Here is a 15,343-nt window from a genome sequence, read left to right on the forward strand (position 1 = left end):
TTTCGGACATGCACGACGCCTTCCCCCAGGATGCGACGGAGACGCTCGACACGGACGGCGACGGCGTGGGGAACAACGTCGATGCAGACGATGACAACGACGGTGTCCTCGACGCGGCCGACGCCTTCCCGCTCAATCGGAACGAGTACCTGGACACGGACTCCGACGGCATCGGGAACAACGCGGACGTCGATGACGACAATGACGGCGTTCTCGACGCGGCCGACGCATTCCCGCTGGACCCCACGGAGACCCTGGACACGGACGGCGACGGCGTGGGGAACGCATTGGACACGGACGATGACAACGACGGTGCTCTGGACGACGAGGACCTGTTCCCGCTCAACTCGTTCGACGTCACGGACTTCGACGGTGACGGCGTAGGGGACAACACCGACAACGACGACGACAACGACGGCGTGCCGGACTGGGCGGATGCCTTCCCGCAGGATGCGAGCCGGTTCGAGCAGGACAACTTCTCGACGATCCTGCTGCTCGTGTTGGTCATACTGGTGATAATCGTCCTCGTGCTCATGCTCCTCCGAAGAGGCGGAGGGACGAAGGAAGAGGAGGCTTCCGAGCCACCACCGCCGAAGTAGAGCGTCGGGTCCCGAGGGCGTTTCGCCTCAGTCACTAGGGCTACTTCCAGTGAGCCTTAGGGCGGTTCCGGAGGGGCGGGCAACCATCGCGGGAGATTCGGTCCGGGATGCGTGGGGCAGCTCTACACGCGAGGATCGCTCCTCAGAGCTTTCCTGAACGCGGCGTGCTCCTCCAATGAGTCGAACGTTACTATTGGACCAGCCTGCCCGCACTTGCGACAGTGTTATGAACCTATGAAGACCCCTCTTGGCGTGTGAATCGCCTTCAAATCCGTTTCGCCACACTTCATGCACGCCGTGATGCGCATTCCGTCGCTGTACTTCCCCTCCATGGTCCTTCCTCCTTCCTGCGAATATGAGCAGGGATATCATTAGGATTGCGACGGCCGCCCTGACCGGCGCTGGTGAGGCTCCATCAGTTGCCCCTCACCTTTCCCGGGCGTCTACAGGTAGCCCACTGGGAATCGGATGCCAGCGCCCACTATTCAATCTCTTTCAGCCACTCATCGTCTAGCAGCTCGTCCAGGCCCTGTTCTTCCAAGGTCTCGGCCTCTTCCAGCTCCGCAGGCTCCTCATCGAGCACCTCGATCTCCTCGGGCTTCCGGCGTTTGGCCACGAGCACGAGAAGGAGGACAACCACGACCGCGATTATCAGGATGACCCACCAGTAGTCCGCTAGACCTGCCGCGTCAGCGGGCTCGGTCTCAGGCATCAGGTACACATCCCCGACGTCGACCTCATTCGCCAGCACGGTCGCCTGCAGATCGGTAACAGTCTCCATCTCGTACCCGTCGGCCCATGCCCTGAGGTCGAATGTCCCGAGCGGGAGGTCCTGGATGAGGAATCGTCCCGTGGGTGTGCTCGTGTCCGAGCCCAGCAAGTTGCCGCTCAGGTCGTAGGCCTCAACCGTGGCGCCATCGATGATCGCCAACGTCTCCACGTCCCTCACGACTCCGGAAACCGAGCCTCGAATCTCGTCGAGCTGAAGCGTGGCAGTCTCCCAGCCGCCGGCGGTGAGCGTCACCGTCTCATTGTCCTCCGCGTAACCACTCAACGACGCGCGGACGGTGTAGGCTCCCGCGCTCAGGTCGGTGAAGTTGAACTCCCCGCTCGAGCCCGTCGTCTGCGTGCTCAGAACGGTCTGGTCGGCCATCAGGTCAACGACGGCCCCCGCCAGCAGGGTGAGGTCCTGGTCAGTCACCGTCCCGCTGATGCTACCCGTGGCAGCGATACCGGAGACGACAAGGCTCGCGTCCTCGCTGTCCGTCATCGTGCCGTCGCTTCCAGTGGCGGTGAGAGTGTGCGTTGTCTGCGTGAGAGAGCCCGTGTTGCTGATAGTCAGGACGGACATCTCGGTCGCGTCCGCCACCAGCACGAGCGTCGAGGGATTGAAGGTCCTCTGCGCCGGCACAGCCAGCCCGCTCAGGCTCAAGCTCACAGACCCTGCGTACGTGTTGTGGGACGAGACGTTCACGTAGTATGTCGTCACCTCTCCCGCGGCTATCTGCCTCGAGACGGGCGAGATGTGGACCTCAAAGTAGGGTCCGACTATCTCCTGGTACTCCGCGATGATCGTCGCGCTTCCCGCCACCGTGTAGCTCACCGGATTGTCCGTCGGGCCGTAATCCCAGTACAGGAACTCGTAGTCCGTTCCGCCGACGTCCGCCGGGTCCTCCACGCCTATGTTGTCCGTCATACCATCGTTGAACCACTCGCTGTAGGGTGTCGTTCCGACCACCCCGGCGTCCGTCGAGACCGTTATGCCCAAGAGCGGGGTGCCGCCAACCTCGGCGCGAACGATCATCCAGTACTGGTGCAACCAAGCGGCATACGCTGTCATCGGGCCGTTCATCAATATCGGGTCGGACACCGCGTATTCGATTCCCGTCGCGTCCTGGTTCCAGCCCGCGAAGATGTAGCGCTCCACGTTCGGTATGACGACGTACGTGTCCGTGTCCAGGCCCGCGTAGGCCTGTGCCCCATCCTCGTACCAGCCCACTCCGGTGGGCGTTCCGTAGGACGTGTCCACGGTCAGGTAGTACTCGTGCGTCCACTGTGCATTGGCTGTCTTGGGGCCGTTCATGACGATCGAATCGGACGCCATGTAATCGATACCGGTGGCGTCCCCGGTCCATTGCAGGAACACGAACCTCTCCTCGCCCGGCGTCACGACATAGATGCCGATATCCAGACCGGCAGGCACGGCGGTCATCTCCTCAAACCATCCCTCTCCGATCGGGGTTCCATATGTGCTCTGTATCGAGAGCGAGTACTCGTGCCGCCAGATCGCATCCGCCGTCTTCGGGGAGTCCATCAGGATCCCGTCGGATTGCAGGTAGTCGGAGCCCGCGGCGTCCCCGCCCCAGTTCGAGAAGATGTACCTCTCCTCGTTCGGGACGATGACGACCAGGTCGATGTCGAGCCCCGCGAAGACCGTGGCGCCGGGATCGAACCATCCCTCACCCGAGGGCGTTCCGTACGGGCTCGTGACCGTGAGGTAGAACTGCTGCTGCCAGATCCCGTCCGCAGCCATGGGTTGGTCCATCATTATCGGGTCGGACTGCAGGTAGTTCGCGCCCGTCGCATCTCCTCCCCAGCTGGCGAAGAGCCATCTCTCCGCGTTCGGGGTCACGACATACATGTCAATATCAAGCCCTGCGTAGGCGAGCGTCCCGCCATCGTACCAGCCCTCCCCGCTGGTCGTTCCGTACGGGCTCTGGACGGTCAGATAGAACTGCTGCATCCAATCAGCCTGCGCGAATTTCGCGGAGTCCATTGAAATCGGATCGGACTGCAAGTAGTCGACGCCGGATGCGTCACCTGCCCACTGATAGAAAGCCCAACGTTCTTGGTTCGGTGTCACCACCCATGTGTCGATGTCCAGGCCCGCATACGCGTCCGTCATCTGATCGTACCAGCCCTCCCCGAAGGTCGTGCCATACGTGCTGTCCACGGTGAGGTAGAACTGCTGCGTCCAGAGAGCGGTCGCCAACCTCGGCATGATCATGTCTATCGGGTCCGACTGCGAGTAGTCCAGCCCCGAGGCGTCCGTGCCCCACGAAGTGAAGACGAACCTCTCGGCGTTGGGTATGGCGATGTACACGTCCGTGTCCAGACCCGCATAGGCCTGCCATCCGCTGTCGTACCACCCCTCCCCGCTCGTGACCCCGTACGGGCTAGTGACTGTCAGGTAGAACTGCTCTTGCCATATGGCCAGGGCCGTCTTCGGCATGTCCATCATGATCGGTAGCGACTGCGAGTAGTCCACGCCGGTGGCATCGCCGCCCCACTGGGAGAACACGAACCTGTCCGCGTTCGGCACGACGACGTATACGTCCGTGTCGAGCCCCGCATATGCATCTGTCATCTCGTCGTACCATCCCTCCCCGTTCGTGATCCCGTACGAGCTCGTGACAGTGAGGTAGTACTGCCTCGTGAAGGTGGCGGTCAGCGTGTCCGGTCCGGATATCACGATGCTGTGCCCCTGCGGTCCCAGGTCGCTCCACAGGCTGAAGACATACTGCACGCCGGGTCCTCCAGACTGGGGAGAGACGACGTCTATGAAGTGCATCGACCCCTCGTCCCACCAGAAGCTCTGCGGTGTTGGATAGGTGATAGTGTCTATCTCTACGTTCAGACCGGGCGGGTTCGTGCCGAAGTCGATCTGATACTGGATCCCGAAGTTGGCTGTTATCGTACCAGGTCCGTTGACAGTGATGACGTGGCTCTGGGGGAGCGAGTCGCTCCAGCTCAGGAAGACGTATCTCATGCCCATCCCGCCAGATTGCGGGGACGGGGCGTTCAGATCATGCATCGACCCCTCTTCCCACCAGAAGCTCTGCGGCGCCACGTACGTGGAGGCATCTATCTCCACGTCCAGGCCGGTCGGGTTCGTGTCGATTGTCACGTAGTACTCCCGAATGAAGAAGCAGGTGTATGTCCTGTCCCCCAGGACGGTGATGTCGTGCAGTTGCGGGCCGAAATCGCTCCAGTAATCGAAGACCCACCTGCTCGATCCGGTATCCAGCTGCGGCGAGGGGGCGAATATCTCGTGGTCGGAACCGATGAACCACCAGTACGACTTCGGGAGAATCTCAAGCATCCCGTCGATCCGCGCCTGCAAGCCTCCCACGGCGGGGTTTGCCAGGAAGCTGACCCGGTGCTGGAACATGAAGCCCGCGGTGTAGATCGTGTCGAGCGTCGTCGCCTGCACGGAGTGGTTCTGAGCCCCCGTGTCGCTCCAGTCCAGCCATACCGCGCGTGCTGTTGCATTGATGTTCTGCGGCGACGGCACGTCGAACGAATGGTTCAGGCCTGCGGGCCAGTTGTACGCTTTGGGCAGGGTGATGTTCTGGCCGTCCACGAACATGTACAGGCCGGTGATGTTTGCATCGACCGTCACTCGGCTGCCCGGTGTCGTGTAGAAGATGTCCCAATCCCCGATCCTATTGTCCATCCACGCAACTGCCGGATACCACGTGCCCCCTCGGTTCTGCGTCGTGAGACCCTTCGGTGACCCTGGAGATGGCGACGCAACGGAGTCCGTGGGGATGGCGGTGGAAAATCCGCCAGTCATGTCCGTATTGACTGAGATATAATAGAGGTAGTTGGTTGCGACGGTAAATACCATGTGGAAGCGTCCGCCGGTGGATGTGCTTGTCGTTCCCTCTCCGTCCACTGTCAGCTCGGGGGCGCGATCGTTCAAGCCAGGCGTGTCGAAGAAGTCAAACCCCCAGCCCGCACCAGGTGTCGTTGGGTCCAGGTCATATACGTATTCCATACGATAGTCCGTTGGGACTTCCAGGTGCCACGCTACCATCAACGTGTCTCCGTCCCTCGATGCAGCGACAGTCAGTCCGCCCTTTAGTTCCGGGCTGGACCACAGAGTTCCGGGTCCGAGCCAGGTCATACCGTTGTCCTCAGACCAGAGAATCCGCACCTCTATCGAGTCGATGAAGTGCAGCATATAGATCCTCGGCAGCGCGTCCGTGCACCGCTGGTACTCGAGCTTGGGACTCGAGTAGATTGCCATGTCACCCATGCCGTAGTCGTACAAGGGAAGCCACGACACGCCCATGTCAGGGCTTCCGTAAACGTGCAGGTCGTGGCCACTGCCGGGGACGTCCTCCTCGAACGCCACGTGGACCCGGTACACGGGCATGTCGTGCTCCAGCGTGATGCTGGGATTGAACTCGTCCATCGGGCCAGCGCTCACCATGACCGAAAACCAACCGACCCCGTCGTCCGAGTACGCGACGAAAATCTCCCTGTTTCCGGCGACCTGCTCCATCTCGTAGGCGATGAATATCCTCCCGTCCTGCGGCGAGACAGCTATGTCCGGGTTCGTCTCGATGTTGAACGATGCCACCAGGACGCAGAGGCTCCAGGTCTTCCCGCCATCGACCGAACTAGCATAGCAGATGTCCCAGTTGCCCATGCCGTTGGCGTCATGCTGCCACGCGGCGTGCAGCGTCCCGCCGGGGCCCGTTGCCAAATCGGGATTCACGTCCACGTTCGGGATGAAGTTGACCCCTTCGTCGAATATCCACCCGCTTCCCGCGTCGCCTAGCGGCTCAGGCTCGCTCGTGCCCGCTTGAGCCCGTTCCGAGGCTCCGAACGTCAGCACCGCGACCGCCAGGAACGCGGCCATGAGACACAACACAATCATGCGCACAAAATGCATTCTTTCCTTCATACTATCCCCTCGCAAGCGATTCCTCAGGATTGCCCCCTCCATTCAGGACGAACAACGAAGAAGTTTGCCCATATTAGAGCTTTTCCCAGGTGGGTGGAGGTTCCTTTCGCAACTCTCCCCTCGAGGGGATGCTGGCGCCGACCATCAGGACACTTCCCGCCACAGAGCTATCCGAATAGGATCCACGCAACGACGAGCGAGACCACGCTCAGCGCAGTGACGAGCCAAAACAGCCTTCTCGATCTGCGCGCCTCCGCCCCGAACCTCGGGGTCTTCATGCCCGTCCGCTGCGCCACCTCGTCGTAGACAAGGTACCAGATGGCGATGACCGCGATGAGGATGAACAGGCCGACGGTGACCGAATAGAGAGTCATGGTCCCTCACGACTAAGAGTCTTGCATTATAAGAGATTGCGTGTATGAACTGGTCCCGGGTCAGTGCGTGCCGAATCCTGATGATGTCGTTTCGCCGATCTCTTGTCTGGCTAGCCCGCCGGACTCACGTGAGAACCCATAAATACAACGGATTGTATATACAATTCCATGGACGTGAAGACAGTCACCATGGCTCCCAACGGACAGGTGGTCATACCCAAGGAGTTCCGGGACGCCCTCAGGATCGTGGGCAGGGCGAGGTTCTTGGCCGTGCGGGAAGGGGACCAGATAATCTTGAAGCCGCTTGAGAGGCTGGAAGCCTTGGAGGATTTCCGCGAGCTTGCCGCCAAGGTCCGAAAGAGGATCCTGGATGCCGAGATCACCGCCGCCGATGCCTTCGGAGAGGAAGCGGAGCGGCTGTCCTAGCGGGGAGCACATGCGCGTCGTCATCAACACGAATGTCCTCATTAGCGGGCTCCTTTTTGGCGGGAATCCGGCCAAGTGCCTGGAGCTCGCCCTCCTCGGAGACGTGGAGATGGTGCTGACCGAGGACACGCTCGATGAGCTGGGTAGGAAGCTTCACGACGAGAGGTTCCTGCTGAAGCCGAGCGAAGCCCTGCGCTTCTTGGCCCTCGTGCGCGAGCGGTCGGTTCTCGTCGAGCCGGAGGAGGGCAGTTGGGTTCCTGGTGATCCCGACGATGACAAGATCGTTGCAGCTGCTCTCGGAGGCGCGGCGACGCTCATCATCACCGGGGACGGGGCCATCCTGCGAGCATCGCCCTTCGAGGGTCTGAAGGCGGTCACGCCGAAGCGGGCCCTGCGCATTCTGAGGGACCCGAAGCGACTGTGAGCCGTCCACTGCGAGACCCTCCTGAGCGGTCAGCAGGCACCCCATTCAGGGATCTTCGGACTCCTCCTCCACCTCAGCCTTCTCCAATTCCTCCTGCTCCATCCGCGCTGCTGCCTTCTTCATCGACGTCGTGGTCAGCAGCACGATAACGATGACCACAACAAAAAGCAGAGTCATGAGCAGGAAGGACGTTTCAATCCCCTCCAGCGTGACGGTCACGATGTTCGAGTCCTCCGGCTCGTACGCTATCGACGTCGAGTTGTAGACCACTGTCGTGACCTTGAAAGAATACGTCTCCGACGACTCGAGGCCGGTCACCTCGTGCTCCGTGATGAAGCTGTCCCAGATGGTCCTATCGAGCGTCCAGCCCAGCCCGTCGTTCACGTAGACATCGTACCTGTCGAAGCCTGTCCCGTCGTGCTCGGTCCAAGAGAGCGTGACGCTGCTCGTGGAGACCTCGCTCGCGTTCAGGGTGACCGCCGCCGCGTTGCCCGCCAGGAACACCGGCAGCAGAATGATGAGCGTCAGCAGCCTTCTTACCTTCACGCGATCCCCCGTCCCGCTAATCGCGAGTGGAAAGATAAAGGTATGGTCACCGCTCGAATCCCGAAGTCGCGGGGGGCACTACGGGGAGCTTCTCCGCGAATCTCTGGAACCCTTGGATTGAGATAGGATCTCAAGGCCTCGCTTCTCCACGTGGCGAGGGATTTGTCACTAGACATAGGGATATGAACCAACAGCCCGTTGCTCTGCCAATGATCAGAATCCGTATCAACAAGGACCTGAGGGACGAGCTGAAGAGGATGAAGCGCCCCGGCGAGACGTACAACGATCTCCTCCTGCGGCTGCTCGGAAAAGCCCAGGCTCTGAAGGACGAGACCGAGAGGGCCATCAAGGACGCACGGTCGGACAGGTCTGGTGCATCAGATGGGTGAACACAGGTCGACCGTGATCTCCATTCGTCTTCCGGAGGACATGGTGCGTGAGCTGAACTCCATCGCCGAGTTGGAGGGTTGCTCGCGGGCCAAGGTCATAAGGGATGCCATTCGCCTGCATCTGAGGGACCTCAAGGTCTTCAATGCGTTGAGGGACGTCAAGGAGAGTGACCTCAAGGCTCTCGAGAAGAAGCTGGCCAAACGGGCCGAATCAAAGCGCTGAATGGGGGGCTTCTCGTTCTCCCGTCACGGACACGAGCGCGCCGTACCGCGGGCGGTCTCGCCTATGGTCCCCGAATGCAAGAGCGTCGATAAGGCATACGTACTATAACCGATATAATCAGTCGTATCATGACCACGACCATAGCCCTCTCGGAACCCACCAGGGACAAGCTCAAGACATACGGAAGGAAGGGCGAGACGTACGATCAGATTGTGTCTCGGATGATGGAGATCGTGGACCGCGAGCTGTACATGCGGGAAGTCCACGGACGCTTGGAGGAGAAGGAGAAGTTCATTCCGCTGGATGAGTTGGAATGAGCTACGAGGTAGTGGTCCACCCCAAGGCCGTCAAGAGGTTGAACAGGCTTCCGGACGACACGAGAGAGCTCATAAGGGCGAGGCTCCGGGACCTCTCGAAGGAGTTCGGCAGGCTCGGGTCTAAATGCACTCAGGGCACTGGGGCATGCGGTCCCTTCGGCGACGCACTTGCGTCTGGTGTGGAGCGGTCTCAAGACTCTTCGAATGACCTGAACTCAAGCCTGCCGTCTCTCAGGACAGCCTCGGCGTCCCCTCGAAGGACGATGGGCGGGCGTCTCATCTTGACGGAGTTACTCTCCAGCCATGCGGCGATCTCAACAAGGTCCAGCCTACCCATGGCAGCGTCCCTCGTCACCTCGAGCTCATCCTCGGTCTCCGCCTCCAGCCAATACCCGTTCAGAAGCAGGAAGTAGGCCGTCGAGAGAATGCTCGTTCGTTTGTTGCCGTCGACGAAAGGGTGGAAATCATTGATGGCCTTCAGCAGGTACGCCGCTTTGGTGTGGATGTCAGGGAGGATGTCCTCCCCGTACACCTTCTCCCTCATCCTCAGGAGTACGGACTCCAAGACTCCCGCGTACAGGATACCTGGCGAGGTCCCGATCCCCGCTGGTTCCGCACTCAAAATCCTTGCGTGGATTCCGATCACTATGTCCTGAGAAAGGTAGATCATTCCTTCGCTAGTTCGTCCAGCACCTTCTTGTGCTTCTTGATGAGGACGTCGAGGTCTTCTTCGAACTTCCTCTCGTTCCTCCTGGACAGTTTGGGCGAAGTGGCGGCAGTGCCTTCCCTTTTTCGGGGGTTCTTTCCGTTCGCCAGGTGACCAGCTCCCGCGTTGAGGAATAGGCTGTTCAGACTATAAATAACCACTGCAGATGACATTCCTTATCGGTCAAGGAGGCTTCCTTTTCGTTCCCGGCCATGTGCTCCTCCCGAACTCCTCAGTGAAAACGAGTCGAAATGACACCGGACAGCCCTCACACCAGGTCCTCGTACATCTCCAGGAAGTCCTCTTCGGTATGGACCCGCTTCTTCCTGATGTCCTGGATTCCCCTCCTTATGCTCTCGATCTCCGACTTGTCCGAGAGGACCTCAAGGGTCTCGAGCAGGCTCTCATACAAGGGCCTCGGGATTGAAACCATCTCCACATCCGCTGTCTTTGTCATACGTCAATTGATGGGCCTGGGGCTACGTATGTGTTCTTCTGGTCTTGTCCTGGCATGAACACGAGCGTAGAGATATCAGAACCTGAATGCCCCCTTCCTCCAAGATATGAGGGCCGCGGCGATCAACACCAGCACCAGCGCTATCAAGAAGATGGGTATCAACGCACGGAGCGCGTATAGGATGCCCGCCACCAGCACGCAGGCCGTCGTGCCCTTGTAGCTTATCCCCAGGATGGAGAGGATGCCACCTATCAGCGCCAAAGGTATGGCGATGTCGAGCAGCGTAAGTCTGTAGTAGCCGAGCGGGCCGAAGATCAGAATGGGGAGGAGGTTCAATGCGGCCGCGACGAAGAGCAGAATGCCCGAAACTACGAGGGCTCCTCGGCCCGGACCGGTCGCCTTGACATCTCTCGTATAGGCGACATCCTCGAGGGACTGTCCGCAACTCCAGCAGGTCGTCGCTATCTGTCCGACCTGGGCTCCGCAATGCGGGCACTTACTCTGCACTCGCCTCCACCAATCAGGGAGACAGAGTTCGACGATAAAAGTGTTGCGGGTGCGATGGTCAGACGTCCCCTCTCGTCCTGCTCCGCCCCGAGCACGAGCGCGCCACGTTGCAAGGCCAGCCAAGAGGATCCTCAAAGCAGCGGGAAGCTTCTCCTCATGGGCATCAGCCCGAGGCGCCCCTCCGAAAGCCTTTTCATGTCCCATCATTATGCGATTCACGAGGGATGTCATGTCAAGTGGAGGTTCCATACGTGAGCCCGGAGGAGACCAACCACAGGTTGTTCCCCGAGAATATCCTCTCACAAGGGGGGGAAATGTGCTTCCAATCACGGCCATCATCGCAGTGGTCGTTGTCGTGACGGTGGTTCTTGCCTTTGCGATTGGATCCTTCGGACCCCTTGAGGACACGGGGGAGGACATCGGCGAGGTCGACCCGTATTGGTGGGTGGACACGTCTTCTGTGTTGTTCAATGCTGGAGATCCCATCAACCAGTATGTTGCGTTCAGACTGGAACCAAGGACTATTGGTCCGCCTGCCGACAGGGTCTATTTCGCCTCAGGCGAGAAGGTCATAGCCCTGCGTCCTTCCACTGGTCTGATGGTATGGTATGATGAGAACAACAACAGGGCGTGCTGTTTCGAAGCGGACTCCTTGGTGACCGCAGGGCCAGTGATCAGCAATTACGGCGACGTCATGGATCGGAATACCGTTCACTGGATCCTCTACTTCGGAACCGAAAGCGGGGAGTTCTACCAGTTGAGGGAACCGGGATGGGCGGAAATGACTTACAGTGACAAGTCCTCCGAGATCCCCAGTGGAAAGGACGTCTCGCGGACAACTCTCGACAGCAAGATTACGTCGATAGCTATCTATTCGGATGGGGACGACCGCAGAAGTGCGAATGAAAGGGTCTTCGTGGGAACCGAGGAAGGCAACGTGTATGCATTCTCAGCCGTATGGAAGGACGATGGGAGCTGGTTCTTCGATGCAACCTTCGAGGAGTGGCAGGGGATATATCCAGAGAAAAGACCTCTTCCCCAGGACGAACATGTCATGGCCTACAGTCCCGCATCGAATGAGATCCTATTCGTCGGCGGAGACAACGGATTGCCGATTGACGCGACGGACCTGGTCGAAACATGGATTCTCGATCTCACAGGAATGACCTGGAGAGAGCTGGATAACATGTCCGTTGCACCCTTCCCACGAAGGGAGAGCGCTATGGTCTACATCCCGAGCGATGATTCCGCACTCTTGTATGGCGGAAAACTCGGGCGCAACATTCTGGACGATATGTGGGCCTTCGACTTCTCCACTGAGACGTGGATCGAAATCGATCAGAGGTTTGGTTCCTCTGGCGATAGAAGCGGACACTCGATGGCCTACGTCAACAGCGAGGATGCAGTCTACTTCCATGGCGGGCAACACTCAGACCTCAACAAGACAATGAAGCTGGACCTGAGCAGTTGGACCTGGTCAAGCATCGATACGTCCGAGGACGCCATTGCCAGGATGGGCACGTCCATGGTGCATGACCCCGTCAAGGACAGACTCATCATCTTTGGCGGAGACAGCTATGTCGAAACAAGCAGCAGCAATCAGACAAAGGTCTATGACATATCATCTGGCAGTTGGAGCTGGATCGATACACCAGTCAATCTCACGCCGAGAGCATGGACGTCCATGGCATATGACAACGTGACAAACACCGCAATCCTGTTTGGCGGTGAGGACGAAGTCGGAGAACGCATCAACGAAACCTGGAGGCTGAACCTCACCGATGATACGTGGGAACGATTGGTTCCCACTTCTTCGCCATCGGCCAGATTCGGCTCATCCATGGTCTTCACGGGCGATTCCCAAGCTTTCCTGTTCGGAGGAGATGATCACGAACCAAGCGAGCTCTGGAACATCACCGCCACTGAAGGCCCGATAATCATGGCGAGTCTTCCTCTGATGTCAAAGGGCTCCCCACAGTCCTCACCCTCTGTTTATTCCCAGTATGGTAGTGAGGAAGGGGAGTTCATCGTCTTCAATGGTGGAGGATATCTCAACCACGTCCGCACAGAGGACGGCACGCCGGTGTGGAGCGGGGATGAGCAGGATTACATCCTCCCGGACGGAACGATCTTCGTGGGGCAGAACTGGTCAACGGCTCCGATATTCTCGCTATGGGACGGAAATGTTGCCTCCCTGATCTATCTCGGAACGGGCAACGGATTCCTGCACGCGCTGTATCCCGAGAATGGAGGCGAGTACGAGGACTGGACGGAAGAGGAAGATGGCAGGCTCAATGAGGAGAACGGCCTGTACGGCATTCAGCTCACGAAGCCAGGCGGGAAGCGCGACACGGGCGCCTTGACAGTACCCGAACCGGTTGGAGGGTACATCTACGTGGCCTCCGACTCGCGCGTTGCCTACAAAGTCCAGAGGGACCGGGTAGGGGACTCGCGAGCAGGCTCGATCAAGGGCAGGCTCGTCACGTACGGACCGGTGGTGACCCAGCTTCAGTTCTTGTTCGGATCGGATACGGTTCTCTTCGTAGACACGACCGGCAGGCTCTACAGCGTCAACCAAGACTGGAAGGTGAACTACAGGGTGTACGTCGGATCGAACGTTACGAGCGGCATCTCGATCTGGAAGGATGAACAGGGCTCAGGCCACCTGCATCGGTCAGTCTGGTTTGGCGGTGAGGATGGAAAGCTCTACTGCTATTCCTCGATATGATAAGTCCCATGAGCGCAACTTCAGGTCCGTGATCATCGCGATAGCCGAGCCAAACAGCCCTCTTCCTCCCTCTCCGTCGTGAATACGAGTGCGCCGCACCGCGGGTGGTGCGGTCATATGGGAATCGTCTTCATTTGAATACAAAGGAACGTACAGATGAGATTTTATACTCCCCTCTCGCTAGGATCCTCTGTGGGAGGGGTCAAGTGTCGATGCCCTTGAAGACGATCTGCTTGTTCGTGTGCGCGCAGCTTTTGATCGGTGTTGCCGGAGCCGCAACAGACTCGTATTCCGAGATTGGTACAAGGGACGACCTGGTTCTCAGAGTCGGCGTCAACGACGACATGAAGACCAGGAACTACCTCCGCATAATGGACAAGTGGACCATGGCCACGCTTGACCCCGTGTACGACACTGTCGCGAAGTTCGAGAAGGAGACCGAAGAGCCACTTCCCTACATTGTCCTGGGCGTGGACGCCGACGACAGCGGTGTCTTAGACCTGGACGAGTACGGAACGTTCGAGAAGGAGAGCCTCCCCCGAGAGGTGACTGCCTACTACGACCTCAACAGTGTATACTTCCACGACGGCGTGCAGGTGACCATGGACGACTTGCTCTTCTCCTACCACCTATGGGCGCTCTATCCCCGTCACCACGAGCTCGATGTCCTCAAGGACGGGAACAACATGCCCGGAACGAACTATTCGCTCGATCGGTGGCTGAACGTTTGGCCGGTCAGTGATGTCTGGGGTCCAGGGATCCCCACAGATTCGAACGAATCCCTCACGTTCGCCCTGCACTTCTCTCTGCAGGCCGACTTCTGGGCCTTCACAAAGATGACCCTTGGCGGTCTCAAGCTCATGCCGAGGCACTTATGGGAGGGAACCGGCAAGGTTTGCGTGGACGCGCGGAACGGGACCTGTCTGAGCTGGCGAGAGGACATACACGACTCCTTCGGATATGCGTATGACCCCCAGACGCATAACGGCGTTCCCATGTCGAATCCAGGCGCTTTCCGGCTCAACCTGGCCGAATATTGGGACCTCGAGGATGATCTCATCGTGGGCACCGGACCCTTCGCTTTCGTCAAGTGGACACCGGGCGTGACTGTTCGGCTGGACAAGTTCGAGGACTACAAGGGGGATGCGCTCGCCTGCGAGAAGGAGGGTGAACCGCCCGTTTGCCAGGGGAACTTCTACAGTTATATGCACCAGCCCTATATCGACGGGATATTCTTCAAGATCTTCAAGAGTCAGAATTCTCTAGTGTTCGCACTTCAGGCGGGTGAGATAGACTACATTGGCCTCTCGGTACCGCCTCACATGGTACCCGAACTTGTGGACGACCCCAATGTCACATTGGAGATGGCGCCCAGCAAGGGATTCGGCTACCTCGGGTACAACATGCGGAAGTCGCCCTTCGGCTATCCCGACAACGACCCCACGAAGGGTGATGACGGTTTCTGGCTGAGGCAGGCGATTGCTCATATCATAAACAAGAGCTACTTCCAGACGAACCTGCTGCAGAACTTCGGACTCATCGGTGACCAGCCCGTCAGTCCAGCGTGGTTGGAGTGGTTCAACGCTTCCGTCATCAAGTATGACCTTGACTGGTACTCTGCCGAGCAGATCCTGGACGATCACTACACCGTCGGAGGGTGGGGGCTCGGCCACGGTCCCAGCGGATACAGGAATCTGCCGACCATCGGCGATGGAAGATTCGAGATATTGTGCCCGTCCGCGAGCTACGATCCCATCCTTGCTCAAGCCTGCAGCATGATCGCGTCCGGTATGCGGTCAGTTGGCCTGAACGCCTCTGCGAATCTTCTAGCCTTCGGAGAAGTCGTGGAGAAGCTGGCGAATCGCGATGTGGACATGTGGGTCCTTGAGAGCTTCATCTGGACCCCGCCACCTGACTACTACTACAGCTTCTTCTTCTCAGGCATGGGGCGT

15 protein-coding genes are annotated in these 15,343 nt (G+C 59.1%); 8 read left to right on the plus strand and 7 right to left on the minus strand.

The window, feature by feature from the left end:
• Positions 1-599, plus strand: a 599-nt coding sequence (locus LN415_08205) for a thrombospondin type 3 repeat-containing protein (GenBank protein MCJ2557068.1), incomplete at its 5' end; no start/stop codon positions are given.
• Between the two features lie 481 nt (positions 600-1,080).
• Here the strand turns inward: LN415_08205 and LN415_08210 are convergent.
• Together LN415_08210 and LN415_08215 are read right to left on the minus strand one after the other, a co-directional pair.
• A complete protein-coding gene (locus LN415_08210; protein MCJ2557069.1) occupies positions 1,081-6,294 on the minus strand; it encodes a carboxypeptidase regulatory-like domain-containing protein in 5,214 nt (1,737 codons plus the stop codon).
• A gap of 167 nt (positions 6,295-6,461) precedes the next feature.
• Positions 6,462-6,668, minus strand: a complete 207-nt coding sequence (locus LN415_08215) for a hypothetical protein (GenBank protein ID MCJ2557070.1) — start codon at positions 6,666-6,668, stop codon at positions 6,462-6,464.
• 168 nt (positions 6,669-6,836) lie between these two features.
• Here LN415_08215 and LN415_08220 point away from each other — a divergent pair, with 168 nt between their 5' ends.
• Together LN415_08220 and LN415_08225 are read left to right on the plus strand one after the other, a co-directional pair.
• Complete coding sequence (locus tag LN415_08220) at positions 6,837-7,094, plus strand: AbrB/MazE/SpoVT family DNA-binding domain-containing protein (protein MCJ2557071.1); 258 nt, start codon at positions 6,837-6,839, stop codon at positions 7,092-7,094.
• Positions 7,060-7,518: a putative toxin-antitoxin system toxin component, PIN family gene (locus LN415_08225; GenBank protein MCJ2557072.1), complete on the plus strand. Its 459-nt coding sequence runs from the start codon at positions 7,060-7,062 to the stop codon at positions 7,516-7,518. The genes LN415_08220 and LN415_08225 overlap by 35 nt, the downstream gene beginning before the upstream one ends.
• A gap of 45 nt (positions 7,519-7,563) precedes the next feature.
• Here the strand turns inward: LN415_08225 and LN415_08230 are convergent, their stop codons facing one another.
• A complete protein-coding gene (locus LN415_08230) occupies positions 7,564-8,064 on the minus strand; it encodes a fibronectin type III domain-containing protein (protein ID MCJ2557073.1) in 501 nt (166 codons plus the stop codon).
• A 209-nt stretch (positions 8,065-8,273) separates the two neighbouring features.
• Between LN415_08230 and LN415_08235 the strand changes: the two genes are divergently transcribed.
• From LN415_08235 to LN415_08245, 3 genes are all read left to right on the plus strand, one after another.
• Positions 8,274-8,453 carry a hypothetical protein gene (locus tag LN415_08235; protein ID MCJ2557074.1) on the plus strand — a complete coding sequence of 60 codons (180 nt, stop codon included), beginning with the start codon at positions 8,274-8,276 and terminating at the stop codon, positions 8,451-8,453.
• Positions 8,446-8,676, plus strand: coding sequence for a ribbon-helix-helix domain-containing protein (locus LN415_08240; GenBank protein ID MCJ2557075.1), 231 nt, complete (start codon positions 8,446-8,448; stop codon positions 8,674-8,676). The genes LN415_08235 and LN415_08240 overlap by 8 nt, the downstream gene beginning before the upstream one ends.
• Positions 8,677-8,804: 128 nt before the next feature.
• The gene (locus LN415_08245) at positions 8,805-8,993 is read left to right on the plus strand and encodes a hypothetical protein (GenBank protein MCJ2557076.1); all 189 of its coding nucleotides are present in this window, start codon (positions 8,805-8,807) and stop codon (positions 8,991-8,993) included.
• A gap of 190 nt (positions 8,994-9,183) precedes the next feature.
• Here the strand turns inward: LN415_08245 and LN415_08250 are convergent, their stop codons facing one another.
• The 4 genes from LN415_08250 to LN415_08265 form a co-directional block, all read right to left on the minus strand.
• The gene (locus tag LN415_08250) at positions 9,184-9,663 is read right to left on the minus strand and encodes a type II toxin-antitoxin system death-on-curing family toxin (protein MCJ2557077.1); all 480 of its coding nucleotides are present in this window, start codon (positions 9,661-9,663) and stop codon (positions 9,184-9,186) included.
• Entirely contained in the window at positions 9,660-9,860 is a 201-nt protein-coding gene (locus LN415_08255) for a hypothetical protein (GenBank protein MCJ2557078.1), read from the minus strand. The genes LN415_08250 and LN415_08255 overlap by 4 nt, the downstream gene beginning before the upstream one ends.
• Before the next feature lie 107 nt (positions 9,861-9,967).
• Positions 9,968-10,156, minus strand: coding sequence for a hypothetical protein (locus LN415_08260; protein MCJ2557079.1), 189 nt, complete (start codon positions 10,154-10,156; stop codon positions 9,968-9,970).
• Positions 10,157-10,231: 75 nt separating this feature from the next.
• Positions 10,232-10,663, minus strand: a complete 432-nt coding sequence (locus LN415_08265; protein ID MCJ2557080.1) for a hypothetical protein — start codon at positions 10,661-10,663, stop codon at positions 10,232-10,234.
• Positions 10,664-10,979: 316 nt separating this feature from the next.
• Here LN415_08265 and LN415_08270 point away from each other — a divergent pair, with 316 nt between their 5' ends.
• Positions 10,980-13,391 (plus strand): hypothetical protein, encoded by a 2,412-nt coding sequence (locus LN415_08270; GenBank protein ID MCJ2557081.1) that lies wholly within the window; start codon positions 10,980-10,982, stop codon positions 13,389-13,391.
• Between the two features lie 212 nt (positions 13,392-13,603).
• Positions 13,604-15,343, plus strand: a 1,740-nt coding sequence (locus tag LN415_08275; GenBank protein ID MCJ2557082.1) for an ABC transporter substrate-binding protein, incomplete at its 3' end; no start/stop codon positions are given.

The organism is Candidatus Thermoplasmatota archaeon (genome assembly GCA_022848865.1).
GTDB lineage: Archaea > Thermoplasmatota > Thermoplasmata > RBG-16-68-12 > JAGMCJ01 > JAGMCJ01.